Genomic DNA, 24,498 nt, shown 5'->3' on the forward strand with positions numbered 1-24,498 from the left:
GTACATGTTTAACGTACTTATAAGGTGTACCATATGAAAACACTGGCAATGACCGAAGCCCGTAAAAACCTGTTCGCGCTGGGGGATGAAGTGGCGCGGGGGGAAACCGTTATTCTCCAGCGTCGGGGCGGTGAGGATCTGGCACTCGTTACCGCGCGGGAGCTAACGGAGCTGCGCAAGGAGCGTAACCAGCGGAAGATTGATACCTTGCTGGGCCGCATTCATCCGTTAATGGTGGAGCTGGCTGATAAATGAATTACAACTTTCTCGCACCGGAGCTGGTGATCCAGTTGCATGACTCCATCCTTGCGATCACTAAAGGGCTACCAGGCGTGAAAGAGCCGGAACTGGTGGAGGCGGTATGTTCCCGCGTCCTCAATCTGGCGCACTATGAAGGCATTGACGACGTTTACACCCTGGCGGCGATGTATCTGGTAGCCATTGCCCGCGGTCACGTCTTCAATGACGCCAATAAGCGCACTGCCGCCGCTGCCGCGCTATTTTTCCTGGCGGATAACGGGATTGATACGCCGGACTTTATGCGTCTGTCGGAGCCTACCGTATTAGCCGCACAAGGTCTTATGACTGTTGATGATATCGCCGCCGTTCTGCGTACACTTTAATGAATTTCAGAAGATAGGGTATATGGTTCAGGTTATTGTTGCGCCTCCCTCAATTTCTCGGGATTGAACATAGCCGGCTGGTGATGAGTGTCAGTCGTCAAACAGCTATTCAAAATATTTAAATCAAACAAGCGCATGAGGCTGAGCCGGAGACTCCGGGAACTTTTGGCGTTACTGCGCACGGTATGAAACATATCTTTCAGCGTAAGGTGAGAGTCGTAGAAAGACCCTACGTTATAGTAGTAGGCGCAATCGCCGTATCACCGGGCAAAAGACAATTAATCACGGCGTGCGATATCGGCGAATTTCGCATCCAGAATTTTCGCCAAATCGCCTGCTGCCAGTTCAATATCCAGCCCGCGTTTGCCACCGGACACATAAATGGTGTCAAACGTCTGGGCGGGAGCGTCGATGAGCGTTGGCAATCTTTTTTTCTGCCCCAGCGGGCTGATGCCGCCTACCAGATACCCAGTGGTTCGCTGCGCGATCATCGGATCGGCCATATCGACCTTTTTGGCTCCCAACGCCCTGGCGACCTTTTTGAGATCCAGTTGACCGGCTACCGGCGTAACGGCAACCGCCAGGTGCTTCATATCGCCATTCACGGCAACCAGTAGCGTTTTGTAGACCTGGTCCGCATTCAGACCTAACTTGCGTACCACTTCGTCACCAAAGTTCGTCTCGGACGGATCGTGATCGTAGGTGTGGATCTGGAAAGAAATTTTGTTTTTTTCGAGTAATTTAACGGCGGGTGTCATAGCAATTTTCCTGGCCCAGACAAAATACGACACAAGCATACGCCTGATGTCTGTCTAAAAAATAGTACCATCTTGCGCAATAGTGTTGGCAGGATGATGACTTTGAGCGACAATCGAACTACACCGATGCTTTAAGCGTCGGGATCATAATAATGATGAAATTCCTCTTTGACGGGCCAATAGCAATATTGGCCATTTTTTTACCGTAACATCTCCGGCAAATTTCCTTCTCCATACAAATGCAGCGCACCAACGGCCACGACATAGTGCCCGGCGGGCACCGCCCTGAGTCGATCGCGCCAGGCCGCATTACGCTGATGCATCAAAACGTCATACAGCGACTGGCTAAAAGTATTGGGTAGAGTGAGTTCGCTATTGCGTGGCGGCGTTTTAAGCCACCAGCCCATCATCTGTTGTAGCAGTCTGGCATTGGTGTGCCAGTGCGTCAGGGTATCGTCCAGCAGAGCCAGTCCGTTATCGGGTAACTGACACAACAGCTCGATTTGGCTGGATGCGCCTTCCAGCTCGATTATGGGTTTATGCACCTGTTTTGCCGCATTCAGAAGTTGGTAATCAATGCCGTATTCTGCCCGCAACCCCAACTGCTGCGCCTGCGTTGCCTGCAAGACCATGGCGATTTGCCACAGCGGCTGTGTAGACAGCAGGGAAGGGGAAATACCCAGCTCGTCGGTGACTTTGTGCAGATTATCTAGCAGCTCTGGGCTGATGCGCTCTTCCAGTGCGGCAAAGGTCGGAAGGTTGGCAAACGGCGCGTCGTCGCCGGAAACATCGGCTTCGACAATGAGCGCATCGGCACGCTGGAGCTTTTTGAGTAATTTGGCAGGCAGAGGCGCCATATCGCGGCTGCCCATGTGAATACTGCCAATCAGATGAAAATGGCGGTTTCCGGGCAAGGAGATGTCGATGGCAGGCCAGGTATAGTGGTTGCCGCATAGCGCGGTGAAAAATGATTTTACCCGGTACAACAGATCCATACGGCCTCCCTAAGTAGACTTCCATGCTAGCGCGTGGTCCTGGAAGGTGCAAATACACTTCATCATTCCCTCAGCCTCTTTATTGGCAGCGAGCAAAAACCCCAGTCACATAGTTGGCTATGCTCCTGGGGTTTTTATACTTGCCGCCTTAATGCAACGCGAATGATTTGGGGCTCCGTTCAGCGCGACATCCGGTAAAGGCTTACTCTTTAGGTTTGAAGCGCAGCAGTCGGTTAGCGTTGCTCACCACGGTAATGGAGGAGAGCGCCATCGCCGCCCCGGCAACGACCGGGTTGAGCAGTGTTCCGGTGAACGGCCACAAAATCCCGGCGGCAACGGGGATACCGATGCTGTTATAGATAAACGCGCCGAGCAGGTTCTGCTTCATATTGCGCAGCGTTGCCCGGGAGATAGACAGCGCATCGGCAACGCCCATCAGGCTATGGCGCATCAGCGTAATCGCGGCGGTTTCAATCGCCACATCGCTGCCGCCACCCATGGCAATCCCTACATCAGCCTGAGCCAGCGCAGGCGCATCGTTGATACCGTCACCGACCATGGCAACCTGACGCCCCTGGCTCTGCAGACGTTTAATCGCCTCGGCTTTACCGTCAGGCAGAACGCCAGCAATCACCTCATCAATACCCGCCTCTTTGGCAATGGCGTTGGCGGTCGTTGGGTTGTCGCCGGTGAGCATCACCAGACGATACCCGGCGCGGTGCAGACGCTGGAGCGCTGCCACGCTGTCGCTACGCAGAGGATCACGTACCGCTAACAGCGCTGCCGCTTTACCGTCAATCGCTAACAGTACCGGGGTTGAGCCTTGGGAAGCCTGAGCAGTGATTTCAGCCTCCATTTCAGTGGTATCTACCTGCTGTTCATTGAGCAGCGCCTGGTTTCCCAGCAGCAGCGTATGACCTTCCGTTTCGCCACTGACGCCTAAACCGCGCAGCGTACGGAAACCGTTGACCTGCGGCAGCGTGACATCACCTGCTTTGTCCAGAATCGCCCTGGCTAACGGGTGGCTGGAACCCTGTTCAAGGGCCGCTGCCAGACGAATTGCCAGCGCTTCGTCGGTATTGCCAAACGTTTTGATGGCGACAACCTGTGGTTTGCCTTCAGTTAGCGTCCCGGTTTTATCAAACACGATGGTATCGAGCGTGCTGGCGCGCTGCAGCGCATCGGCATCACGTACCAGCACCCCAAATTCAGCGGCACGCCCAACGCCGGAAATAATCGACATCGGCGTTGCCAGACCCAGCGCACAAGGGCAGGCAATAATCAGGACGGTGGTGGCGATTACCAGCGTATAGACAATCTGCGGTGCCGGTCCAAAGAAATACCAGATAGCCGCACTGACCAGCGCAATGGCGACCACGACCGGAACGAACACCGACGAGATGCGGTCGGCCAGTTTGCCTATTTCCGGTTTGCTGCTTTGCGCCTGGCGCACCATACGAATAATGCGCGACAGCGTGGTGTGACTGCCAACAGCGCTGGCGCGGAACAGCACGCTACCGTCCTGTACGACCGTACCGGCGTGGACGCTATCGCCTGCACCTTTTTGCTGTGGAATCGGTTCCCCGGTCAGCATGGCCTCATCCAGCCAGGCTTCACCCTGAGTGATTTCGCCATCAACCGGAACGCGGTCACCGGTGGTCAGGCGCAGTAACATTCCAGCCTGCACCTCTGCCAGCGGCACGTTATTTTCACCTTCGTCAGTGACGACGCGTGCGGTCGGCGGTGTCAGATCGAGCAGTTTTTCCAGTGCTTTAGACGAGCGTTGGCGAGCCCGCGCTTCCAGCATGTGTCCGAGGTTAATCAGACCGATAATCATGGCACTGGCTTCATAATAGAGGTGTCGCGCTTCCATCGGGAACCATTGTGGCCAGAGGTTGACGCTCATGGAATAGAGCCATGCCACCCCCGTACCCAGCGCCACCAGCGTATCCATGGTCGCGGTGCCGTTCATCAGGCTTTTCCACGCATTGCGGTAAAAGTGACCGCCCGCGAAAACCATCACGGCAAGCGTTGCCAGACCAATCATCAGCCACAGGCTGCGGTTGTCGTCGCTCACCATCATGTTGTCGCCAATCATGCCCCATACCATGACCGGGATACCCAGGAGCAGCGCGACGGCTGCCTGCCAGCGAAAACGTTTCATGGTTGCCACGGCGGTTTCTTGCTGACGCTCGCGACGCTTAGCATCATCTTCAATCGCTTCTGCGCCGTAGCCCGCTTTTTCAACCGCCTGTACTAAATCTGCGGCGGAGGCACTGCCCATTACCAGCGCAGTGCGTTCCGCCAGGTTTACCCGTGCCTGCGTGACGCCCGGTACACTTTGCAATGCATTTTGTACGCGGGTCACACAACTGGCGCAGCTCATGCCGTTTAACAGCAACTGTTGGCTGTCATCATCAGCCGTAGCTGCCGGAAGCTCGGAAGGGACCGCTGCCAGTGCTTCCGACGGGATTGATGACTCCGTCAGCGGTTTAGCCTTTGGGTGGCTTAACTCCGCGCCGTAACCGGCTTGTTTAATGGTTTCAATCAGCGCTTCTGCGCTGGCGCTCCCGGTAACATGCGCTTCTGTCACGGTGACATCCGCTTGCTCAACGTCCGGACGTTGTTCCAGACTTTCTTTAACGCGTTTTACGCAGTGTCCACAGGACAGGCCGTCCAGGGTTAGATCGATTGTTTGAGACATAACCAACTCCTTTTTTGCAGGATTAACTGACTGTGATAAAGGTTAAACCTTCCAGCAAGGGGAAGGTCAAGGGCGTTTTTAGAAAAGGTGAAAAAAGGGTGTAAAGGGAGAAAAACGGGAACGCCACGTCAGGGGTTCCCGGTCTGTTATTGATTGAGGACGATAATCGGCGTTCGATGCTCCGGTTCATTTATGACCGTGAGATCGGCACCGTACAGCGCGTTCAGCGACCGTTGCTTCAGAACATCCTGCGGATATCCGTTATCAACTATTCTGCCGCGTTCCATCAATACCACACGGTCGGCATAGCGCGCCGCGAGGTTGAGATCGTGCAGGACGCAGCAGACGTTAAACTGCCGTTCACGCACCAGACGACGTAGCAGACGAAAAAGGTGCTGCTGGTGGTGAATATCCAGCGCGGAGGTGGGTTCATCAAGAAACAGCCATTTCGGCCCAGGCTCGGGCTCCCAAAGCTGAACCAGCAGGCGCGCCAGCTGTACCCGCTGTTGTTCTCCTCCCGAGAGATGCCGGTAATCGCGTGCGGCCAGCGTCTGGCAATCACACAATGCCATGATGTACTCCGTTTCATCGCCCGTGTTGCGCGTACGATACGGATGTCTGCCCATGCGAATGACCTCCTGAACGCTAAACGGGAAGGCCATATGACTATTCTGGCGCATCACGGCACGGGTTTTTGCCAGCTCGGTGATTGACCACTTGTCCAGCGGCTTGCCAAACATGCTACAACGCCCACTGTGGGGCTGCAGATATCCCGTAAGCTGACGTAGCAGCGTCGATTTCCCGGCTCCGTTCGGGCCAAGAATCGCGATGATCTCTCCATCAGGTAGCGTCAGGGAAACGTCGTCGGTCAGTCGTCTTCCCTGAATGTGGTAGACCAGATTTTCAGCGACGATCATGACACCCTCCGGCTACGCAGTATTAACCACAGGAAATACGGTCCCCCGATCAGGCTGGTTAACAGGCCAACGGGCATTTCGGCTGGCTGAACAAGTGTGCGGGCCAACGTGTCGGCAATCAGGAGTAAACAGGCACCGGCCAGCGTAGAGCAGGGAATCAACCAGCGATGATCGGCGCCGGTCGTCATTCTGATCAGATGCGGGATCACCAGGCCAATAAAGCCAATTACGCCGCTGACGGAAACCGCAGCGCCAACCAGGAGCGAACTGAGCAACAGTAACTGCTGACGCTTACGTTTGACGTTTACGCCGAGGTAATGCGCCTCTTCATCACCCAACTGCAGTAAATTAAGCGTTCCCGCCATGCAGATGGTTACAACAATGGCTGGAAGAACAAACGTGCTGGCAACCAACAGCGTTGGCCACTGGGCCTGGCCGAGATTACCCATCATCCACAATGTAAGTTGACGTAGCTGCTGCTCGTCGCCCACATAGCTCAGTACGCCAATAGCCGAACCGCACAGGGCATTGATAGCGATACCGGCTAACAGCAGTTGCATCATTCCACCGTGGTTATGACGCTGGCTTATCAGGAAAATAATCGTGCAGACCACCATGCTGCCTGCGACGGCAAAAATCATCTGCTCATACAGCACCAGCACTACGGGGAACGAAAATGGGATAACTATCGCGATGCCGACCATCAGCGCGGAGCCGCTGCTGACGCCAAGCAGGCCAGGATCGGCCATCGGATTGCGAAAAAGTCCCTGCATGATGACCCCTGCCGTCGCCAGCGCAGCACCGACCAAAACGGCCAGCAGCACGCGAGGCAGGCGGATGTTTAACCAGATATCACGATATTCGTCGTTGAATAGAGCGCTGAAGCTAATGTTCAGCGCCCCCTGGCTGGCACCGAAGAGCATCAGAGCAACCAGCAAAAGAGAAAGACCCGTCAGGATGCTGACGGAAGAAAGCGAGTCCTTAAGCACGTAACGCTCCATAACGTCTTTGCGGCGCGGAGTTCCCGCGCCGTGAGGGGTTTACGCGGGTTTCAGTCCCGGCTCAACCAAACTGTAAATCTGGTTATTAAGTGCTGGCGCAGTGGCCAGTTCGTGAATATGCTTCGCAACATCTGCACGCATCACAAAGCCGTGACACTCCTGAGCCTGTATTCGTTGCGCCTGGCCGGTGGCTGCACCGTTCAGCAAACCGCCGGGGCGGAGAATGGCGTAGTCCAGTCGACTGGTTTGTAGCCAGCTTTCAGCCAGCGATTTTTCCCGTACAGCCTGACCAAATGCGGCCTTTGCGCGTGAAGAAAGAAAAGGCCAACTGTCACCGCAGCCGAGTGAGGTCACCAGAATCATGCGCTTGATCTCCGCTTTTTCTGCTTCATCAATGACGGTTCTGTGCGCCAGATAATCCTGGGCGCCGCCCATGGAGGAGATCACCGTGGCATGTTGACCCGCTGCGCGACAGGCACAGGCGGTGACCTGACTATCGCAGGCGTCGCCGATGAAGACCTGCACACCTTTTTCCTGCAACCCAGCAGCGACCTGTGCGTTGCGAACGACGGCAATCACCGGACGTTGTTCCGCCAGTGCGAGTTCAAGCGTTTTCGCACCGACGCCGCTACCACCCGCACCAAAAATGAGCCATGGAGCCATCAGGCATGTTCCTTTAAAGATGAAGACAACGCGTGAAAGGCGCTGACCTGTTCGGCCAGTAGCTGTCGATGTTCATCCCGACCGAGGAAAATTTTGAACATTGCGCTACCCGCCTGGTTAAAGAAGAGAATGGACGTGGTGTCCATTCCCATAAATTTGCGTTCAATCAGGGCAATATGCGTACAGTTTTCTGCCTTGATATGACCGGTCATGCCTTTTTTACCGCGCAGGTTGAAGTAGCCATGACGGTGGAATCCGGAAGGTAATTCACCGGTGAATTCCAGAATGACATCAGCAGTATGGACCAGGGTGGTGACTTTGCCCCATTCGCTGACGGTTTCCCAGACGGTATCAAATTGATCGCCGGAAACCAGCGTCGGGGAGGGGAGGTTTTTCACCACCTCCAGCAGCGTGGTGTTGTACTGGGCAGCGATAGCTTCCAGCGTACCGTCCGGTTCAGTTTTCAAAAAATCCTGTAAAGAGACATGGCTCATAATTCACTCCTGGTATGGTTGTTCTACCGCAATGCGCGGCGCGTTAAGTGCCTGAATAAGTTCATCAAGAGACTGCAAAATATTGCTCGCCCAAAAACGCCCTTCATTGGTCAGGCGCACACAGGTGCTGGCATCTCGCGTCAGTCCTGCGTGATGCCATTGGGTCAGTAGCGGGGTCAGTTTTTGTGCATGAGGCGTCAGTTCATCCAGCGGAACGCGGGCCGTTTCAATGCCCGCCTGGAGAGTGTGTCGCCACTGGAAACCACGCTCGGCGGTACGCATCATCATCATTAGCGGTTTTTTCCCGGCTGCGATAGATTCATGCCATGTCGTCAGATTGCGCTCGACCATCCAGGAATAGCCATTGACTGATCCCCCGGCGCCTGAGCCGAATGCCAGACAGTCCGCTCCCTGTTTAATCAGCAGGTTGTACAGATTGCGTTCACGCGTGGTACACGCCCAGTGGCTGTTGCTGATGCAGCGCCAGCCCGCGCTGTCCATGAAATCGCAACCCTGAAGATAGAGATCGCGACGTTCGGCGGGAGAGGGGACGGTTGTGCGCCCGGTTTCAACTGCTTTGCCAAGCGGTGTATTGGGGATCAGGTTCAGCGCATAAAGATCTACGCCGTCGAGGCCGATGTCACGGGCAATCGCCAGATCGTCGCCCCACAGTTTTGCATCTTGTCCTGGCAGACCAAACAACAGATCGCATACCACGGCGGCACGATCCCGTTTTACCAGCCCCTGCATAAAGGCAATTGCGGTTGGGCCGTCCGAGGTGCGCGCCATTTTCTTGCGGATCCGGCTGTTAAAAGATTGAATACCGATCGAAAACCGATTGGCACCAGCGTCAAGGCAGGCATCAATTCGCGCATCGTCAAAATTGAGCACTCGTCCCTCAATGGTAATTTCGCAGTCCGGCGCCAGCGGTAACTTTTCACGCAGCGCGGTGATGATTCTGCCCAGATCCCGTGCTGACAGCGCTGAAGGCGTACCGCCGCCAAAATAGACGGCGTGAATTGGGGCTGACTGATGTAACGCGCTATCGGCTTCCATCTCGATTTCGCGCAACAGCGCGTTGGTGTAGCGGGCGCAGTGATCTTCTTCGAACCGGTTTTGATAAAAACCGCAGAAAGTACAATGCGTTGCACAAAAAGGGATATGCAAGTACACCAGCCGTTTACGCGGCGGGGTAGGCTGGCTGATAACATCCTGCCAGGTTTGTGACAATAGCTCTTTGGCAATCGGAATCGCCCCGCGCCATGGCATTGTGGCGCGGCGATCCTTAAAGGGCTGACTTCCCTCAAGCGCAAAATGCGCGGTGAGATCCAGCGAGTGTTCAGTTTTCATTCTTTTTTATAAATCCAGTTAGTGAGGCCAGAATTGCTGGTGCAGGGCTTCAACCGCATCGGCGACGCGAGGCCCCATTCCCAGAATCAGCGCCTGGTCTACCGCCACAATGCGCTGATTTTTCCAGGCCGCAGTGTGGGTAATACCGGCAATCGCGCTCAGACGAGCCAGATCGCCATCCACCATTTGCGACGTCACCACGATCACCTCCGGGTTGGCGGCGATCAGCGACTCTGCGCTGTAACTTTTATACTGCGCGTGGGTGGCGACATTTTGTGCGCCCGCAAGGGTCATAATGGCATCGGCAACGCTGCCCTTGCCGGCGACCTGCGGCGCGCTGCCGCCAGCGGAGAGAATGAACATGGCTTTGACCGGCGCATTTTTCGCCGCCACGCTGTGCTGAACACGATCCAGACGTTGATGCAGGCGATTGACCAGCGCTTCACCTTGTTCCGGAATGCGCAGCGTTTGAGCCAGCTCCCGAATGTTGGCGTACATCTGCTCGACGGTGGCCGGTACGCGCGGCAATGTAACGACGTTAACTTTCTGCGCCCGGAGCTGATCCAAAACGATTTGAGGGCCTGCATCCTGCCAGGTGATAAAGCTGTCCGGGTGCAGCGATAAAATGCCCTCGCTGCTTAACTGCTTCCAGTAGCCGATATGCGGGAGTGCGGCAGTTTCAGGTGGGTACGAGGTGGTTTCATCGACGCCAACCACCCGGTTGCCGACGCCCATGGCGTAAATCAGTTCGCTAAGCGAACCGCCCGCCACCACCAGGCGGTCAGCGGACTGGGCGCTGAAAACACAGGCGAGGCTCAGTAAGCCAATCATGAGTTTTTTCATCGTCAGAAATTCCACGCAAAGCCAACAGCGGCATTGAAACCAGCGTCTGGGATAGATTCATGCGCGGTTCTGTAACGCTTGTCGGTCAGGTTGTTGAGCGCGAGGTTGACCTGATACTGGTCCTGCGGACCAAACTCAGTGTTGAATGCGAGGTTTAGCGTGGCCCAGCCTGGGTAGTTTATTTCCGTGGTGCCGGTATTATCTTTGGCGCGGGACGCCGCGCGAATAAAGACATCGGACGTCACGTTAGCGACATTCATCAACCAGGTATGTTTCAGGCCAACGCGCCCGGTCAGCGTGGGTTCGCCGGTATCCCAGGTTTTTATGGTGTTGCCTTCGTATTGACGGCGAATGAGATTACCGCTCAGGTAGGGGGAAACCGCCCAGCCGTTGTATTCTGCAGTTAATTCCATGCCCCAGGTTTTGGCACGATCGATGTTGTCGTAGTAGTAATAGCCGCCGCGGGAAGAGGTGGTGTTGCCGTTGCAAACGGGTTGGCCTGAACAGGCCAGACTGGCGATATAGTCTTTGGCTTCAGAGTAATAAATGGCGCCGTCAATCAGCCACATATTCCCTTTATACCGCGCGCCCAACTCATAGTTATTCGAGTGTTCAGCCTTCAGGTTTGGGTTGCCGTAGGTAACGCTGCCGCCGGCGGATGTCTGCATGAACAACTGAGTAAGCGTGGGGAAGACATAGCCCTGGGCGTATGCAGCCCGGAGTTCAAGATCTTCAAAGCCGGAATAGCGCAGGCTGGTCGAGGTAACCAGTTCATCATCGTGAACGGAATTTCCCCCGGTGGATTGCCAGGTGGTGCCGCTGCTTTGGATAGTTTGCGTATCGTTGCGATTGAGTTTCGAAGACAGCCAGTACTGGCGTGCGCCCACGGTCCACGTCCAGTCATCGGCAAAGCGCCAGTCGTTTTGCGCGAACAGTGAGGTGTTGCTTTGTTCCGCTTCGTTATATGACAGGGTACGGGTTTGCGTATCGAAGAAGCCGGTAGCCGCGGTCTGGCGTGTACTGCCGTCCGTGTCCTGTTTTATTTTATCATGCTGATACTGAGTGCCAATCACCAGCGTGTTGTTAGCCGGAAGGGAGATATTGCCCTGCAGCGTTACACCCTGGGTATATTGTTTGTCGTTGGTATTGGTTTGATTGCTTACCGTCAGCGCTTTAATCATCGGGCTGGGGATAATCTGGGTCGTTTTGACCCGGTTTTCAAATTTGCGCTCTATTGTCTGGGTGTATGCGTCAAAATGGATGTTCTTCAGGTAATCCCCGTCGGCCGCGTAGTCGTAGAAAAGACCGATTTTCTCGCGTTCCAGCTTAGGAATTTTGACGCTAAAGTCGTCGAACTGACCTTCGGGATCGTCAAACCAGGTTTGAGTGGATAGCTTATAACGGTCGAGTGAGAGTCCAATTTTGTGGCGATCGAGGTTGTAACCAAGCCACACTCCCTGGCCGTTATTACGGAAGTTGGTGTCGGGCAATCTTCCGTCAGGTGTATCGCGATCCCCCTGGTCGGAATAGCTGCCATTGATACGGTAGTCAAAGTTACCGATGCTTCCCCAGGCTGCCGCTGACTCTTCCCATCCTGCCGTTGCGGAGTTATAAACAGCCTTAACGCTACCACCCAGAGGCTTATCGCCGCCTTTTTTGGTAATAAAGTTCACGACGCCGCCAATTGCCTGCGAACCGTAGAGGACAGAATAAGGGCCTTTGACCACTTCAATGCGTTCCAGCGCGGATTCGTCAATAAGTAAACCGGCTCCGTAGTTTTGTCCCGCACGTTGGTAGCTGACGACCTGGCCGTCTATCAAAATCAGCACCCGCGAAGAAGCTTCGCCACGGATACGAATTTGTTTCCGACCTGCGAGAGCGTTATCGGTAACTTCGACGCCGGGGATATCTTGTAAATCATCAGCAAGAGAAACGCTGGTGGAATTTTGTAGCGTCTGGCGATCGATAACCTGAATGGTTGCCGGGCTATCCCAGAGACTACTTTCTGTGCGGTTAGCCGTAACGATCACCGTATCTTCGTCGGACGTTGAACCGTGTGTTGGAGAGGTCGCTGCAAAAGTAGCGCCGGACATGCATAATGTCAGGGCTGAAAGAATAAATGGCCTTTGGTTAATCCGTGGCAACATAAGAGAACCTTTATTGAATGTAAATGATCATCATTATCATTCGCGTTTGTATATAAAATTGTTTCCCTTTGTTCAAGATGAAAGGTGCAGAACCGATACATCTTTTGATTTGAGTCAATTTTGCGTGGTCAATAAATGCTGAAATGTGATCTGAATCGGATATAACAATGTGAATTAAAAGGATTTGTGTATCGCTGTGATGGTGGAAAATGCGCGGGGTTCTTGGGTAAAGGATTACGGCAATGTGGGCTATAATGTGGCTCAGTACCAACAAGATCAGCGGGGGAAATGTGAATATTAGCGATGTTGCGAAAAAAACCGGTTTAACCAGCAAAGCGATACGCTTTTACGAAGAAAAGGGGTTAGTGACGCCGCCGCTGCGTAGCGAAAATGGCTATCGCACATACAACCAACAGCATCTGAATGAGCTTACGCTGTTACGACAGGCACGACAGGTTGGTTTTAACCTGGAAGAGTGCGGCGAGTTGGTGAACCTGTTTAACGATCCGGCGCGTCACAGCGCAGATGTGAAAAAGCGTACGTTAGAAAAGGTGGCGGACATTGAGCGCCATATCAGCGAGCTGCAGGCTATGCGCTTGCATTTGTTGGCGCTGGCGGAGAGTTGCCCTGGCGATGACAGCGCCGAATGCCCGATTATTGATAATCTCTCCGGCTGCTGCCACCATAAAGCGAAGGCTTAACGAAGTGGCGGATTAAGCATAAACACCACCGTGCCGCGGTACCACGGTGATTTCTCAAGTTGCGCTTCAGCCTGCGGGTCCCGGCTACCGTTTTGTACCAGCCCCAGCTTAAATGGAATGCGCAGACGACTGAGGGCGGGCAGATACGCCTGATAATTCGGTACCGTGTGACGTCCCTGATAGCTCTGGACCACCAGTTCATCGACCGCCAGCGCGTTCAGCGTGGCGACGTCGCCCGTTTTTGCCCAATCCAGTAGTCCGGTTACGCCAAGTGCAAACTCGGTCGGTAGCCGTTGGCGTAACTGCTGCAGAAAGTGGGCGTAATCGGCAAGCTGATGGGTCGCCGCGTCAAAATCAACCTGCAGGCCGATGACGTGATTCCCGGCCGCTTGCCAGCGTTGCATCAAGCGTATGATGCGCGCCGGGATCTCCTCCGGTACGTCGAGTGTGGTAAAGCGCACGGTCAACCAGATAGAGGGGAAAGTCAGGCGATTAACCGGCAGTCCGAGACGCTGGAACACCACGTTACCTGAACGAACCAGGACTTCGCCCTGATGCAGATAGACTGTTTGTGCGTTTTTCAGCTCGTCACTGGGCTTCACTCCGGACCATAGCCAGAAGGCCGGATGTTCACGGGCGGCGACGATTTCCGCCGCCTGCGCCTGGCCGAGTAGCAGCGCAGTTACCAGTAGTATTTGAGTTTTTGCGCCCACGGACTTCCCGGATACTGCGTTTTCAGTTGGGTGAACCAGCCTTTACGCTGTAGTTTATCTACTTCCTCACCGCCGCACTCGTTAGAGCCTGACGGCGCATAGCACATGATGGCGCGATACAGCGCAAAGCTCTTATCTTCAACCTCTGCTTTTGGCGATGTGATCACCTGCTGGTAGTAGCTTTGCCTGTCGAACTGGCCGAACGGTTTCTTGCGCGAGATTGCTGATTCAAGCACATCGTTGCCGGAACTGTTTTTCCATAAATCAACGTGGGTTTGCGTAGTGCGGAAAAATTCGCCTAAGCAGTTCAGGGCGTGGGCATCATGCGCTTGTTTGCTCAGAACCGTTACCGTTTCATTGAGGCTGCGACAGGTATAACCGCTCTCGGCAGAGTCGCCGTTCCAGTCGAAAATACTCAGATTAACGTCATCAAACGCTTCGCCAATGACCGGCGGCGTAATGGCGCTGGCCAGTTTTCTGTCATTCAGCCAGTCGTCAAAGCGATGCTCAGTGAGATCCCGCACCAGCAGCGTATGCAGGGCGATGGTACGCTCTTCGTTATTAGGACCGTGGACGGCTTGCTGGCGCAGTAGTTCAGGCGTTGCCTGGGTTTTCAGCACCTGCGAGCGAAAGCGCAGGTTGGTTACTGCGCTTTCTGGGGCGAAAATTGCCGCCACGTCGCCGCTATAAACCAGCGTCGCGGCTAGCTTAGCCTGCACATACTGCTGCTGTTCGTTGTCCTGGCTGAGCTTCAGCAATGTCTGCCAGAAATCACGTGCCGTGGTCCATTTCTTCTGGCCCATCAGCGCTTCGCCGTACAGCACCTGTTCGCTGAAGGCCAGCGTATCGTGGGCCGGAAGTTTCTGCGCCGGAGTAACTGCCGAAATAATCGCCGCGTAGTTGCCCGTTGCCAGCCACAGATTCAGCTGCAGATCGCGCCATAGCGGCAGTTTTTGGCTCTGCTCAAACACCGGTTTGCTGGCGTCAAGCTGGGCCTGCGTCAGCGTTGGTTTATTGTTGTTATCCAGGCGCAATGCGCGCAGCAGTTCGATATAGCTGACAAGCGGCGCATCGGGGAAAGCCTCCACCACGGACTGTTCGTAGAACGCCATGCCGTAGACATTATCGTATTCGATGACGATCTCACGCAGTTGCTGTGCGTCAGCCGATTGCTGAAGCGTCTGCTCATACAACCCCGCCAATTGCGGCCACGCCTGTAAATACCAGTTGATACGACGCAGCATACCGTGCGAGGAAGCGGCGTACAGGCCTTGCGGGTAGTGTTGCAGATAGGCTTGCGCCAGCGTCTGAGCCTGAGAAGCGTCCTCGCGGTTAATTTTTGTGATATCAAAATCGCCGTACTCGCCCACGCTGTTCTGGCTGCTTTTGTTCAACGCCGCACGTATCAGCATGTATTGCGCGGTCTCAGCCAGCCACGGACGATCGCTTTTGGCTAGCTGAGCGAAATCCTGTTCGGCGCTGGCATAATCACCGGCATAAAAACTGGCGGCCGCTGCCAGATAGCTTTTGTAGGACTGAGCTGGAGAATCTGCCGGGAGAGTGGCAAGCGATGACTCAATCTGCTCGCGGGTTGCCCCGGATAACAGTCCTGTACGCGCCTGGGCCAGGGCTTGACGCTGATTTGCCGTTAACGTTGAGTCGGCCAGCAGTGCGGCAAAAAACGCGCTGACGCTCGCGGTATTGTTCGAAACATGACGGTTCTCAAGCTCAGCGTCGTTGACGTTTATTTCGTCTGCGCTAATGTTCAGTTCGGCTATCAGTCGGGACAAGGGGCTGTCTTCGGCAGATACCTGCGCTGCGGCTGGCTGCGGGGCAATGTCATCCCACTGCGGATGATACGCAAAATAGAAATCGCGGGAGCGGGTGATGTCCGCCGGCATCGACTGCACCGGCAGAGCAAATGATTTCTCCTGGCTCAGCAGCCGCAGCAGGTTATCACGGCTGTCGTTTTCCGGATTGAAGGTGGGCGTGCCTTTCAGCAGGCAGCTGTCGTCGCTCCATTTGCAGTCTTCCATATCGAAAGAGGCGAATACCTGCGGGGCGGCGACCAATAATGAGCAAAGGGCAAAGGCAAGGGGTGTCTTCCTGACCATAGTCTTATTTCCTGTCTTTTTAGTGTGATACCGCTGTAATAATCAGGGTAATTCCCTCAACGGCAATAACTTCAACCTGCGTTCCGGCGCTCAAATCGTCGCGGGCGCTGACGGGCCATGAGCTGTCGCCGACGCGCATATGTCCGCGGCCATTGACCAGGGCAGTTTCCAGAATAAATCGACGGCCAACCAACTGTTGCCCGCGCTGGTTAAGATGGCTGTCGGCGGGTTTCTGATCTTGTACGCGCCTTGCCAGCCACTTCCACCACAGCCAGGCCGCCAGCAGGGTGAGTACGGCGAACATCGCCCCCTGCCACGCCCAGTCAAGCGGGATAAGCCACACCACCAGGCCGGTAATCACCGCCGCCACGCCGCTCCACAGCAGATAGCCGTTACCGCCCAGCATCTCGGCGGCGAGTAGCAGACCGCCGAGGCTGAGCCAGAAGATGTGTGGGTGCACCAGAATCATCGCTATCATGATTTTTTCCGTTCGCTGGCGCTGTCTTTCACCAGTTCGGCGATCCCGGCAATGGATCCCATCAGGCTGCTGGCATCCAGCGGCATCATCACCACTTTGCTATTATTCGACGAACCGATGTGCTGCAGCGCTTCGGTGTATTTCTGCGCCACGAAGTAGTTCACGGCCTGAATATCCCCGGCGGCAATGGCCTCCGAAACCATCTGCGTCGCGCGAGCCTCGGCTTCTGCGGAACGTTCACGCGCTTCAGCCTGTAAAAATGCCGACTGGCGTTCACCTTCCGCTTTGAGGATTTTCGACTGCTTCTCACCTTCGGCCTTGACGATTTCTGCCTGACGGATCCCTTCCGCTTCAAGAATATAGGCGCGCTTGGTTCGTTCGGCTTTCATCTGCGCGTTCATGGCGTCGATAAGTTCTGCTGGGGGACGCACATCGCGGATTTCAATACGGGTGATTTTAATGCCCCAGGGATTCGTGGCCTCATCAACGATATGCAGCAGGCGCGTGTTGATGTTGTCGCGCTGGGAGAGCATTTCATCGAGTTCCATCGAGCCGAGAACGGTACGAATATTGGTCATGGTCAGGTTGATGATCGCCAGTTCCAGGTTGCTGACCTCATAAGCCGCTTTTGGCGCGTCGATCACCTGAATAAAGCAGACGGCATCGATCGCGACGTTGGCGTTGTCTTTGGAGATGACTTCCTGAGAGGGGATATCAAGCACCTGTTCCATCATGTTGATCTTACGACCGATGCGGTCCATGAACGGTACAACAAGGTTTAAACCCGGTTGCAGGGTTTTGGTGTAACGGCCAAAACGCTCGACCGTCCACTGATATCCCTGCGGGACGATTTTGACGCCAGCACCGACGATGACCAGCGCGACAAAAATGAGAATAGGAATAAAAATGAGCATTGATGAAACCTCCTGTTGTGTTGTCCTTTACTGCCTCATTAGTCAAATTATACCCGATTTATCAGGGTGGGCTCCCCTATAATAAATTACAGGGATAGACTGTCTGCACGAAAGAGGTAAAAAAGGGATTGGTAATGGAAGAAAGCAGCATTCTGCTTCAGTTAAAAAATGTCGCATGGCAGGCAGGGGCGACGCAGGTTCTCAATAACATCTGTTTTAATCTCCGGGCCGGAGAATTTAAGCTGATTACCGGCCAGTCTGGTTGCGGTAAAAGTACGTTACTCAAGATAGTGGCGTCATTAATTAGCCCGACTGCCGGTGAAATTCTCTTTGAGGGCAAGGAGATAAACACTCTTAAGCCTGAAACATATCGCCAGCAGGTCTCTTATTGTGCGCAAACGCCCGCGTTGTTTGGTGACACCGTTTACGACAACCTCATTTTCCCCTGGCAAATCCGCGATAAACGTCCGGATCCGGATGTGTTTCTTGCCGATCTGGCCCGTTTTGAGCTACCCGAATCGATCCTTAAAAAAAATATCAATGAGCTGTCTGGCGGCGAAAAGCAACGCGTCTCATTAATTCGTAATTTACAGTTTCTGCCAAAAATCCTGCTGCTTGATGAAATTACCAGCGCGCTGGATGAAGCCAATAAACGGAATGTGAACGAATTAATTCACCACTATGTTCGCGATAAGAATATTGCTGTGCTGTGGGTGACGCACGACAAAGATGAAATTAATCATGCGGATAATGTCATAACCCTTCAACCGCACGCCGGGGAAATGCAGGAAGTAAGCAATGAACGAGCATAATATTACCAATGAATCACTGGCGTTAGCGATGATGCTGGTGGTGGTCGCGATACTGATCAGCAACAAAGAAAAACTGGCGCTGGAAAAAGATATTCTCTGGAGCGTTTGCCGGGCGGTGGTTCAGCTTATTATCGTTGGCTATGTGCTGAAATATATTTTCGGCGTTAACCACAGCATTCTGACCTTATTGATGGTGCTATTTATCTGTTTCAACGCGGCCTATAACGCGCAAAAGCGCAGTAAATATATTGATAAAGCTTTTCTCTCGTCATTTATCGCCATCACGGCGGGGGCGGGGTTAACGCTGGCGGTGCTGGTTCTGTCAGGCTCTATCGAGTTTACCCCAATGCAGGTGATCCCAATTTCCGGCATGATTGCAGGCAATGCGATGGTTGCGGTAGGGCTGTGTTACAACAATCTGGGGCAGCGGTTTAGCAGCGAACAGCAGCAAATTCAGGAAAAACTCAGCCTCGGTGCGACGCCGAAAGTGGCCTCCGCACCGTTGATTCGCGACAGTATTCGCGCTTCGCTGATCCCGACGATCGATTCAGCGAAGACCGTGGGACTGGTGAGTTTACCGGGGATGATGTCCGGGTTGATCTTTGCAGGTATTGATCCGGTAAAAGCGATTAAGTATCAGATTATGGTGACGTTTATGCTGCTTTCGACCGCCAGTCTGTCAACCATTATCGCCTGCTACCTGACCTATCGGAAGTTCTATAATTCACGTCACCAACTGGTGGTGACGCATTTGAAAAAAAACTAATGGAGTACCGGATGGCGCGGGCCTACGGGGAGATTGTAGGCCCGATTAGCACAAGCGCCATCAGGCAAATGCAGCGGATTAGTACAACAGCGCGTACAGCTGGCGGCGGTATTTCGAGGCCAGCGCATCGCCGGTGCCCAGTGCGGCAAGGATCTCCTGGAAGGTTTTACGTGCCTGACCGTCGGCTGCAGTGAGATCTTTCTTCAGGTGACTGAACAGCAATTCCAGCGATTCCTCGTTACGTCCGACCTGGTGTAACTGAATGGCCAGTTGAGTTGCCAGCGCCGCATCCTGTGGATTGCTGGCGACCTGCTGCTGCAACTGTTGGATTTCAGGCGTATCAGCCGCCTGCTTCAGCAGTTCAATCTGTGCCACCAGCCCCTGATAACGGGTGTCCTGATCCTGCAATGGGATAGTTTTCAGCACCGCTTCGGCTTCGTCAGAACGGTTCAGGGCGATTTGCGTTTCCGCCAGCAGCAGGCCAATTTCGCTGCTCTGGTTGGAGATCTGCCAGGCTTCTTTCAGCAGCGGCAGCGCATCAGCGTGATTGCCAGCTTCGATGAACTCGATCGCCTGGCGCGCTTTCAACTCTTCTTCGCTCGGCAACACTTTCTCCAGCAGCGCGCGAATAACTTCTTCCGGCTGCGGGCCCTGGAATCCATCTACCGGCTGACCGTTCTGGAACAGATAAACCGTGGGGATCGCGCGCAGACCAAACTGGGAGGCGATCATCTGCTCGGCGTCGCAGTCTAACTTGGCGAGAATAAACTGACCGTTGTACTGAGCAACAAGGCTCTCCAGTACCGGCGTTAATTGCAGACAATGCTGGCTGCGCTCAGACCAAAAATAGAACAGGACCGGCGTGGTCATCGACTGTTCAAGGGTCTGCTGGAGGTTCGATTCGTTAATGTTAACAATATTCTGTGTGGACATGGAGTTACTCTCTTTTGTCGATTTCTTGTTACATGGGGGCTGACGCGCGTGCTTCAACTCAACCCTGTAAAATTTTGTCCATTATGCGGCCTGGCAACAGGCGCTTCAGTAGCATAACTGCCCAGGTCACCAGCGTAACCGGATAACGCAGCTTGGGTTTGTCGCTCTCAAACGCATGACGCACTTTGGCGACAACCGCTTGTGGCCCCAGCGTAAAACGCGCGGCAATTCCGGGGTTTTCCACGGGAGCATCGCTCTGGGTCTGGTTGACGTTTTCGGTAAAGCGGGTGCGAATAGGGCCAGGCTCAATCAGGCTGACCTTAATCCCGCTGTGGCGCAGCTCCATACGCAGCGCGTCGGACCAGGCTTCCAGCGCATATTTGCTGGCGGCATAGGCCCCGCGCCCCGGCGTTGAGATCAATCCCATTACCGACGAGGTCATCACAATTCGTCCTTCGCCGTGGGGTAGCATGGCGGGTAACAGGCGCATGGTAAGCTGATGTGCGCCGAAGAAGTTGGCGGAAAACTGCTGTTCCATCTGCTCGCGGCTGATGGTGGGCAGTGGGCCATATACGCCGTATCCGGCGTTGTTAAAGATCCCATACAAACGATTATCGGTCAGGGCGATCACCTCATCAGCCGCGCGATCTACGCTCTCGGGTGAATCCAGATCCAGCAATATGCCGGTGAATCCCATGCTGTTCATACGCGCCACATCGTCAGGTTTGCGACAGCCTGCCAGAATTTGAAAACCCTGGCGCTTTAGCTCAAGCGCGCTTTCCAGACCGATTCCGCTGGAACATCCTGTTATTAAGACCGATTTTTGCATAACTTTACCTGTCAGGATCTCCGTTGTTTTACGAGTCGTGATTTACTAGAGGTGTGAGATGTTGCGCCATCCAGTCGGCAATAAACGGCTGGGCGTCACGGTTAGGATGAATACCATCATCCTGCATCCACTGGGGTTTCAGATAAACCTCTTCCATAAAAAAGGGCAGCAGAGGTATATCAAACTCTTTGGCGAGTTTTGGATAAATCGCGCTAAAGCTTTCATTATAACGGCGACCGTAGTTTGCCGGCAGACGAATTTGCATCAGCAGCGGTTCGGCATTTGCTGCTTTCACATCCTGCAGAATTGTGCGCAGGGTTTGTTCGGTTTGCGCAGGCGCAAAACCGCGCAGACCGTCGTTGCCGCCAAGTTCGACCAGCACCCAGCGCGGCTGGTGCTGCTTCAGTAATGCAGGCAGACGGGCCAGACCCTGCTGCGAGGTGTCGCCGCTAATACTGGCATTCACCACCGGCGTTTTGGTTTGCCATTTATCATTAAGTAGCGCAGGCCACGCGGCGCTGGCGGACATACGGTATCCGGCGCTCAGGCTGTCACCCAGAATTAATAACGTGTCCGCTGCGGCGGCGCGGAAAGTTAACAGGACCAGGAACAGGAAAGGCCAATGCCAGCGGAAAACATTGTTGAAGTTCATCATCTTAAGAAATCCGTCGGTCAGGGTGATCATGAGCTATCCATCCTTACCGGAGTTGAACTGGTTGTCAAACGCGCCGAGACCATTGCGCTGATTGGCGAGTCGGGTTCAGGAAAATCCACACTGCTGGCGATCCTCGCCGGGCTGGACGATGGCACCAGCGGTGAAGTCAGCCTGGTGGGGCAGGCGCTGCACACCATGGATGAAGAAGCCCGGGCACAGCTGCGGGCGCGACACGTGGGTTTTGTCTTCCAGTCATTCATGTTAATTCCGACCCTAAACGCGCTGGAAAACGTCGAGTTGCCCGCGTTGTTGCGCGGCGAAAACAGCGGAAAAAGTCGCGACGGGGCAAAAACGTTGCTGGAGCAACTGGGGCTGGGAAAACGTCTTGATCATCTTCCGGCCCAGCTTTCCGGTGGGGAGCAGCAGCGCGTAGCGCTGGCGCGGGCGTTTAACGGTCGTCCTGACGTACTGTTTGCCGATGAACCGACGGGCAATCTGGACCGCCAGACCGGAGACAAAATCGCCGACCTGCTGTTTTCTCTGAACCGGGAACATGGCACCACCCTGATTCTGGTGACCCATGATTCTCAACTGGCGGCGCGTTGCGATCGGCGTTTACGCCTGGTGAACGGACAGTTGCAGGAGGAGGCATGATTGCACGCTGGTTCTGGCGCGAATGGCGCTCGCCTTCATTACTGATTGTCTGGCTGGCGCTGAGCCTGGCCGTGGCCTGCGTGCTGGCGCTGGGCAATATCAGCGATCGTATGGAAAAAGGGTTGAGCCAGCAAAGCCGTGAGTTTATGGCGGGAGATCGGTCGCTACAAAGTTCGCGTACCGTGCCGAAAGCGTGGATTGACGAGGCGCGACAGCGTGGCCTGAAAGTGGGCGAACAGCTGACCTTTGCCACTATGACCTTTGCCCGGGATACGCCGCAGTTGGCGAACGTCAAAGCGGTGGATGATGTGTATCCGATGTATGGCACGTTGCAAACCAATCCGCCGGGACTGAAACCTCAGCCAGGCTCGGTGCTGCTGGCTCCGCGTCTGATGGCGTTGCTGAACTTAAAAATCGGTGATTCCATCGATGTTGGCGATGCCACGCTGCGCATCGCCGGAGAAGTGGTGCAGGAGCCGGACGCCGGTTTTAATCCGTTCCAGATAGCGCCGCGCCTGATGATGAACATGGCGGATGTCGAAAAAACGGCGGCGGTCCAGCCGGGGAGCCGGGTGACCTGGCGCTATAAATTTGGCGGGACACCGCAGCAACTGGAAGCCTATGAAAAATGGCTGCTCCCGCAGTTAAAGCCTGAACAGCGCTGGTATGGGCTGGAGCAGGATGAAGGGGCGCTGGGGAAATCACTGGAGCGTTCGCAACAGTTCCTGCTGCTGTCGGCGCTGCTAACCCTGCTGCTGGCGGTCGCTGCGGTTGCCGTGGCGATGAGCCATTACTGCCGCAGTCGTTACGATCTGGTGGCTATTCTGAAAACCCTTGGCGCGGGCAGAGCACAGTTGCGCAGGCTAATTGTTGGTCAATGGCTGATGGTGCTGGTGCTGTCTGGCGTGACCGGAGGGTTATTCGGGCTGTTGTTTGAACGCGTGCTGGTGGTATTACTTAAGCCGGTACTGCCCGGCGAACTGCCGCCTGCCAGTCCCTGGCCGTGGCTATGGGCATTAGGCACCATGACGGTCATTTCTCTGCTGGTGGGGTTACGCCCTTACCGTTTGCTGCTGGCGACTCAGCCACTGCGGGTACTGCGTCGTGACGTGGTGGCAAACGTCTGGCCGCTGAAGTTTTATTTGCCGGTGGTATTGATAGTCGTGATTGCCCTGCTCGCCGGACTGATGGGTGGAAGTCCGCTGCTGTGGGCCGTGCTGGCCGGAGCGGTAGTGCTGGCGCTTTTGTGCGGGGTGCTCGGCTGGATGCTGCTCAACGTGCTGCGTGGCCTGACGCTCACCTCGCTGCCGCTGCGTTTAGCGGTCAGTCGGCTGTTGCGCCAGCCGTGGTCAACGCTCAGTCAGCTGTCGGCATTTTCGCTTTCCTTTATGTTGCTGGCGCTGCTGCTGGTACTGCGTGGCGACCTGCTCGACCGCTGGCAGCAGCAAATGCCGCCGGAAAGCCCGAACTATTTTCTCATCAACATTGCCACCGAACAGGTGGTTCCACTCAAGGCTTTCCTGGCTGAGCATCAGGTGATCCCGGAATCGTTCTATCCGATTGTGCGGGCGCGTCTGACGGCTATCAATGAGAAGCCGACCGAAGGCAATCACGATGAGGCGCTGAACCGTGAGCTTAATCTGACCTGGCAGGATACCCGACCGGATCATAACCCGATCGTTGCCGGAAGCTGGCCGCCAAAAGCGGGCGAAGTCTCGATGGAAGAGGGGCTGGCGAAACGGCTGAACGTCAAGCTTGGCGATCGGGTGACCTTTATGGGCGATACCCAGGATTTCAGCGCCACTGTCAGCAGTCTGCGCAAAGTGGACTGGGAAAGCCTGCGCCCCAACTTCTTCTTTATCTTTCCCTCCGGCGCGCTGGACGCTCAGCCGCAAAGCTGGTTAACCAGCTTTCGCTGGGAGAACGGCAACGGCATGCTGACGCAGCTTAACCGCGAATTCCCGACTATCAGCCTGCTGGATATTGGTGCAATCCTCAAACAGGTGAGCCAGGTTCTGGAGCAGGTGAGCCGGGCACTGGAGGTGATGGTGGTGCTGGTTACCGCTTGCGGTATGTTGCTGCTATTGGCGCAGGTCCAGGTCGGAATGCGTCAGCGTCATCAGGAACTGGTGGTCTGGCGCACGCTGGGCGCGGGTAAGAAGCTGCTGCGTACCACGCTATGGTGCGAGTTCGCCATGCTCGGGATGGTCGCTGGACTGGTGGCTGCCATCGGCGCGGAAACCGCACTGGCGGTGCTGCAAACCCGAGTGTTTGATTTTCCGTGGGAGCCAGACTGGCGACTGTGGGTCGTGTTGCCGCTTTGTGGGGCATTGTTGCTCTCGTTATGCGGCGGATGGCTCGGTTCACGTCTGCTAAAAGGCAAAGCGCTGTTCCGTCAATTCAGTAGTTAATTCATATTAGTGATGATTACGCA

Annotated in this window: 24 protein-coding genes; 7 read left to right on the forward strand and 17 right to left on the reverse strand. The window is 54.9% G+C overall.

Translation table 11 applies throughout. From position 1 onward, the window contains the following. Nucleotides 1–33 precede the first annotated feature (33 nt). Both WC7_RS19565 and WC7_RS19560 read left to right on the forward strand, forming a co-directional pair. Entirely contained in the window at nt 34–255 is a 222-nt protein-coding gene (locus WC7_RS19565; protein WP_016152090.1) for a type II toxin-antitoxin system prevent-host-death family antitoxin, read from the forward strand. Beyond that, complete coding sequence (locus WC7_RS19560; protein WP_016152091.1) at nt 252–623, forward strand: type II toxin-antitoxin system death-on-curing family toxin; 372 nt, start codon at nt 252–254, stop codon at nt 621–623. The genes WC7_RS19565 and WC7_RS19560 overlap by 4 nt, the downstream gene beginning before the upstream one ends. A gap of 278 nt (nt 624–901) precedes the next feature. On the opposite strand, the gene ybaK is transcribed toward WC7_RS19560, so the two are convergent. From ybaK to WC7_RS19510, 10 genes are all read right to left on the reverse strand, one after another. Beyond that, complete coding sequence (gene ybaK, locus WC7_RS19555) at nt 902–1,381, reverse strand: Cys-tRNA(Pro)/Cys-tRNA(Cys) deacylase YbaK (RefSeq protein WP_016152092.1); 480 nt, start codon at nt 1,379–1,381, stop codon at nt 902–904. A gap of 200 nt (nt 1,382–1,581) precedes the next feature. Further along, nucleotides 1,582–2,376, reverse strand: coding sequence for a TraB/GumN family protein (locus WC7_RS19550; RefSeq protein ID WP_016152093.1), 795 nt, complete (start codon nt 2,374–2,376; stop codon nt 1,582–1,584). Nucleotides 2,377–2,578: 202 nt separating this feature from the next. Next, entirely contained in the window at nt 2,579–5,080 is a 2,502-nt protein-coding gene (gene copA / locus WC7_RS19545) for a copper-exporting P-type ATPase CopA (RefSeq protein ID WP_016152094.1), read from the reverse strand. A 146-nt stretch (nt 5,081–5,226) separates the two neighbouring features. Then, on the reverse strand, nt 5,227–5,997 hold the full coding sequence (locus WC7_RS19540) for a heme ABC transporter ATP-binding protein (protein ID WP_016152095.1): 771 nt from the start codon (nt 5,995–5,997) through the stop codon (nt 5,227–5,229). Continuing rightward, nucleotides 5,994–6,986, reverse strand: a complete 993-nt coding sequence (locus tag WC7_RS19535) for a FecCD family ABC transporter permease (RefSeq protein WP_016152096.1) — start codon at nt 6,984–6,986, stop codon at nt 5,994–5,996. The genes WC7_RS19540 and WC7_RS19535 overlap by 4 nt, the downstream gene beginning before the upstream one ends. Nucleotides 6,987–7,037: 51 nt before the next feature. After that, entirely contained in the window at nt 7,038–7,661 is a 624-nt protein-coding gene (gene chuY / locus WC7_RS19530; RefSeq protein WP_016152097.1) for an anaerobilin reductase, read from the reverse strand. Beyond that, nucleotides 7,661–8,155, reverse strand: coding sequence for a heme utilization cystosolic carrier protein HutX (hutX, locus tag WC7_RS19525; RefSeq protein ID WP_016152098.1), 495 nt, complete (start codon nt 8,153–8,155; stop codon nt 7,661–7,663). Before hutX ends, chuY begins: the two co-directional genes overlap by 1 nt. A 3-nt stretch (nt 8,156–8,158) precedes the next feature. Next, nucleotides 8,159–9,505: a heme anaerobic degradation radical SAM methyltransferase ChuW/HutW gene (gene hutW, locus WC7_RS19520; RefSeq protein ID WP_016152099.1), complete on the reverse strand. Its 1,347-nt coding sequence runs from the start codon at nt 9,503–9,505 to the stop codon at nt 8,159–8,161. Nucleotides 9,506–9,523: 18 nt separating this feature from the next. Then, nucleotides 9,524–10,348, reverse strand: coding sequence for a heme/hemin ABC transporter substrate-binding protein (locus WC7_RS19515; RefSeq protein ID WP_016152100.1), 825 nt, complete (start codon nt 10,346–10,348; stop codon nt 9,524–9,526). Between the two features lie 2 nt (nt 10,349–10,350). Continuing rightward, nucleotides 10,351–12,495, reverse strand: coding sequence for a TonB-dependent receptor plug domain-containing protein (locus tag WC7_RS19510; protein ID WP_016152101.1), 2,145 nt, complete (start codon nt 12,493–12,495; stop codon nt 10,351–10,353). 290 nt (nt 12,496–12,785) lie between these two features. On the opposite strand from WC7_RS19510, the gene cueR reads away from it, so the two are divergent. Beyond that, nucleotides 12,786–13,196, forward strand: a complete 411-nt coding sequence (gene cueR, locus WC7_RS19505; RefSeq protein ID WP_029139441.1) for a Cu(I)-responsive transcriptional regulator — start codon at nt 12,786–12,788, stop codon at nt 13,194–13,196. On the opposite strand, the gene WC7_RS19500 is transcribed toward cueR, so the two are convergent. The 4 genes from WC7_RS19500 to WC7_RS19485 are packed head-to-tail and all read right to left on the reverse strand — an operon-like array spanning nt 13,193 to nt 17,415. Continuing rightward, entirely contained in the window at nt 13,193–13,909 is a 717-nt protein-coding gene (locus WC7_RS19500) for a DUF3142 domain-containing protein (protein WP_016152103.1), read from the reverse strand. The two genes, cueR and WC7_RS19500, sit on opposite strands and share 4 nt — an antisense overlap. After that, the gene (locus WC7_RS19495; RefSeq protein ID WP_016152104.1) at nt 13,879–16,023 is read right to left on the reverse strand and encodes a PA5441 family protein; all 2,145 of its coding nucleotides are present in this window, start codon (nt 16,021–16,023) and stop codon (nt 13,879–13,881) included. Before WC7_RS19495 ends, WC7_RS19500 begins: the two co-directional genes overlap by 31 nt. 19 nt (nt 16,024–16,042) lie before the next feature. Further along, a complete protein-coding gene (locus WC7_RS19490; protein WP_016152105.1) occupies nt 16,043–16,501 on the reverse strand; it encodes an NfeD family protein in 459 nt (152 codons plus the stop codon). Then, nucleotides 16,498–17,415, reverse strand: coding sequence for an SPFH domain-containing protein (locus tag WC7_RS19485; RefSeq protein WP_016152106.1), 918 nt, complete (start codon nt 17,413–17,415; stop codon nt 16,498–16,500). The genes WC7_RS19490 and WC7_RS19485 overlap by 4 nt, the downstream gene beginning before the upstream one ends. Nucleotides 17,416–17,549: 134 nt before the next feature. Between WC7_RS19485 and fetA the strand changes: the two genes are divergently transcribed. Further along, nucleotides 17,550–18,227 carry an iron efflux ABC transporter ATP-binding subunit FetA gene (gene fetA / locus WC7_RS19480; RefSeq protein ID WP_016152108.1) on the forward strand — a complete coding sequence of 226 codons (678 nt, stop codon included), beginning with the start codon at nt 17,550–17,552 and terminating at the stop codon, nt 18,225–18,227. Continuing rightward, nucleotides 18,214–18,993: an iron efflux ABC transporter permease subunit FetB gene (gene fetB, locus WC7_RS19475; RefSeq protein ID WP_016152109.1), complete on the forward strand. Its 780-nt coding sequence runs from the start codon at nt 18,214–18,216 to the stop codon at nt 18,991–18,993. The genes fetA and fetB overlap by 14 nt, the downstream gene beginning before the upstream one ends. 78 nt (nt 18,994–19,071) lie before the next feature. On the opposite strand, the gene WC7_RS19470 is transcribed toward fetB, so the two are convergent. The 3 genes from WC7_RS19470 to tesA are packed head-to-tail and all read right to left on the reverse strand — an operon-like array spanning nt 19,072 to nt 21,410. Beyond that, the gene (locus WC7_RS19470; protein ID WP_016152110.1) at nt 19,072–19,926 is read right to left on the reverse strand and encodes a co-chaperone YbbN; all 855 of its coding nucleotides are present in this window, start codon (nt 19,924–19,926) and stop codon (nt 19,072–19,074) included. A 58-nt stretch (nt 19,927–19,984) separates the two neighbouring features. Next, complete coding sequence (locus tag WC7_RS19465) at nt 19,985–20,755, reverse strand: SDR family oxidoreductase (protein WP_016152111.1); 771 nt, start codon at nt 20,753–20,755, stop codon at nt 19,985–19,987. 28 nt (nt 20,756–20,783) lie between these two features. Next, complete coding sequence (tesA, locus tag WC7_RS0124380) at nt 20,784–21,410, reverse strand: multifunctional acyl-CoA thioesterase I/protease I/lysophospholipase L1 (RefSeq protein ID WP_085951033.1); 627 nt, start codon at nt 21,408–21,410, stop codon at nt 20,784–20,786. Here tesA and ybbA point away from each other — a divergent pair. Both ybbA and ybbP read left to right on the forward strand, forming a co-directional pair. Further along, nucleotides 21,378–22,064: a putative ABC transporter ATP-binding protein YbbA gene (ybbA, locus tag WC7_RS19460; RefSeq protein WP_016152113.1), complete on the forward strand. Its 687-nt coding sequence runs from the start codon at nt 21,378–21,380 to the stop codon at nt 22,062–22,064. The genes tesA and ybbA overlap by 33 nt on opposite strands. Beyond that, on the forward strand, nt 22,061–24,475 hold the full coding sequence (gene ybbP, locus WC7_RS19455; protein WP_016152114.1) for a putative ABC transporter permease subunit YbbP: 2,415 nt from the start codon (nt 22,061–22,063) through the stop codon (nt 24,473–24,475). The genes ybbA and ybbP overlap by 4 nt, the downstream gene beginning before the upstream one ends. The last annotated feature ends 23 nt before the right edge of the window (nt 24,476–24,498 follow it).

The organism is Citrobacter sp. KTE151, from assembly GCF_000398845.1.
GTDB lineage: Bacteria > Pseudomonadota > Gammaproteobacteria > Enterobacterales > Enterobacteriaceae > Citrobacter > Citrobacter braakii.

Excerpts from the sequence above, each read along its gene's own strand:
- WC7_RS19565 (WP_016152090.1), top strand. The coding sequence starts at position 34 with ATGAAAACACTGGCAATGACCGAAGCCCGTAAAAACCTGTTCGCGCTG.
- WC7_RS19560 (WP_016152091.1), top strand. The coding sequence starts at position 252 with ATGAATTACAACTTTCTCGCACCGGAGCTGGTGATCCAGTTGCATGAC.
- ybaK (WP_016152092.1), bottom strand. The coding sequence starts at position 1,381 with ATGACACCCGCCGTTAAATTACTCGAAAAAAACAAAATTTCTTTCCAG.
- WC7_RS19550 (WP_016152093.1), bottom strand. The coding sequence starts at position 2,376 with ATGGATCTGTTGTACCGGGTAAAATCATTTTTCACCGCGCTATGCGGC.
- copA (WP_016152094.1), bottom strand. The coding sequence starts at position 5,080 with ATGTCTCAAACAATCGATCTAACCCTGGACGGCCTGTCCTGTGGACAC.
- WC7_RS19540 (WP_016152095.1), bottom strand. The coding sequence starts at position 5,997 with ATGATCGTCGCTGAAAATCTGGTCTACCACATTCAGGGAAGACGACTG.
- chuY (WP_016152097.1), bottom strand. The coding sequence starts at position 7,661 with ATGGCTCCATGGCTCATTTTTGGTGCGGGTGGTAGCGGCGTCGGTGCG.
- hutX (WP_016152098.1), bottom strand. The coding sequence starts at position 8,155 with ATGAGCCATGTCTCTTTACAGGATTTTTTGAAAACTGAACCGGACGGT.
- hutW (WP_016152099.1), bottom strand. The coding sequence starts at position 9,505 with ATGAAAACTGAACACTCGCTGGATCTCACCGCGCATTTTGCGCTTGAG.
- WC7_RS19515 (WP_016152100.1), bottom strand. The coding sequence starts at position 10,348 with ATGAAAAAACTCATGATTGGCTTACTGAGCCTCGCCTGTGTTTTCAGC.
- WC7_RS19510 (WP_016152101.1), bottom strand. The coding sequence starts at position 12,495 with ATGTTGCCACGGATTAACCAAAGGCCATTTATTCTTTCAGCCCTGACA.
- WC7_RS19495 (WP_016152104.1), bottom strand. The coding sequence starts at position 16,023 with ATGGTCAGGAAGACACCCCTTGCCTTTGCCCTTTGCTCATTATTGGTC.
- WC7_RS19490 (WP_016152105.1), bottom strand. The coding sequence starts at position 16,501 with ATGATAGCGATGATTCTGGTGCACCCACACATCTTCTGGCTCAGCCTC.
- WC7_RS19485 (WP_016152106.1), bottom strand. The coding sequence starts at position 17,415 with ATGCTCATTTTTATTCCTATTCTCATTTTTGTCGCGCTGGTCATCGTC.
- fetA (WP_016152108.1), top strand. The coding sequence starts at position 17,550 with ATGGAAGAAAGCAGCATTCTGCTTCAGTTAAAAAATGTCGCATGGCAG.
- fetB (WP_016152109.1), top strand. The coding sequence starts at position 18,214 with ATGAACGAGCATAATATTACCAATGAATCACTGGCGTTAGCGATGATG.
- WC7_RS19470 (WP_016152110.1), bottom strand. The coding sequence starts at position 19,926 with ATGTCCACACAGAATATTGTTAACATTAACGAATCGAACCTCCAGCAG.
- WC7_RS19465 (WP_016152111.1), bottom strand. The coding sequence starts at position 20,755 with ATGCAAAAATCGGTCTTAATAACAGGATGTTCCAGCGGAATCGGTCTG.
- ybbA (WP_016152113.1), top strand. The coding sequence starts at position 21,378 with ATGCCAGCGGAAAACATTGTTGAAGTTCATCATCTTAAGAAATCCGTC.
- tesA (WP_085951033.1), bottom strand. The coding sequence starts at position 21,410 with ATGATGAACTTCAACAATGTTTTCCGCTGGCATTGGCCTTTCCTGTTC.
- ybbP (WP_016152114.1), top strand. The coding sequence starts at position 22,061 with ATGATTGCACGCTGGTTCTGGCGCGAATGGCGCTCGCCTTCATTACTG.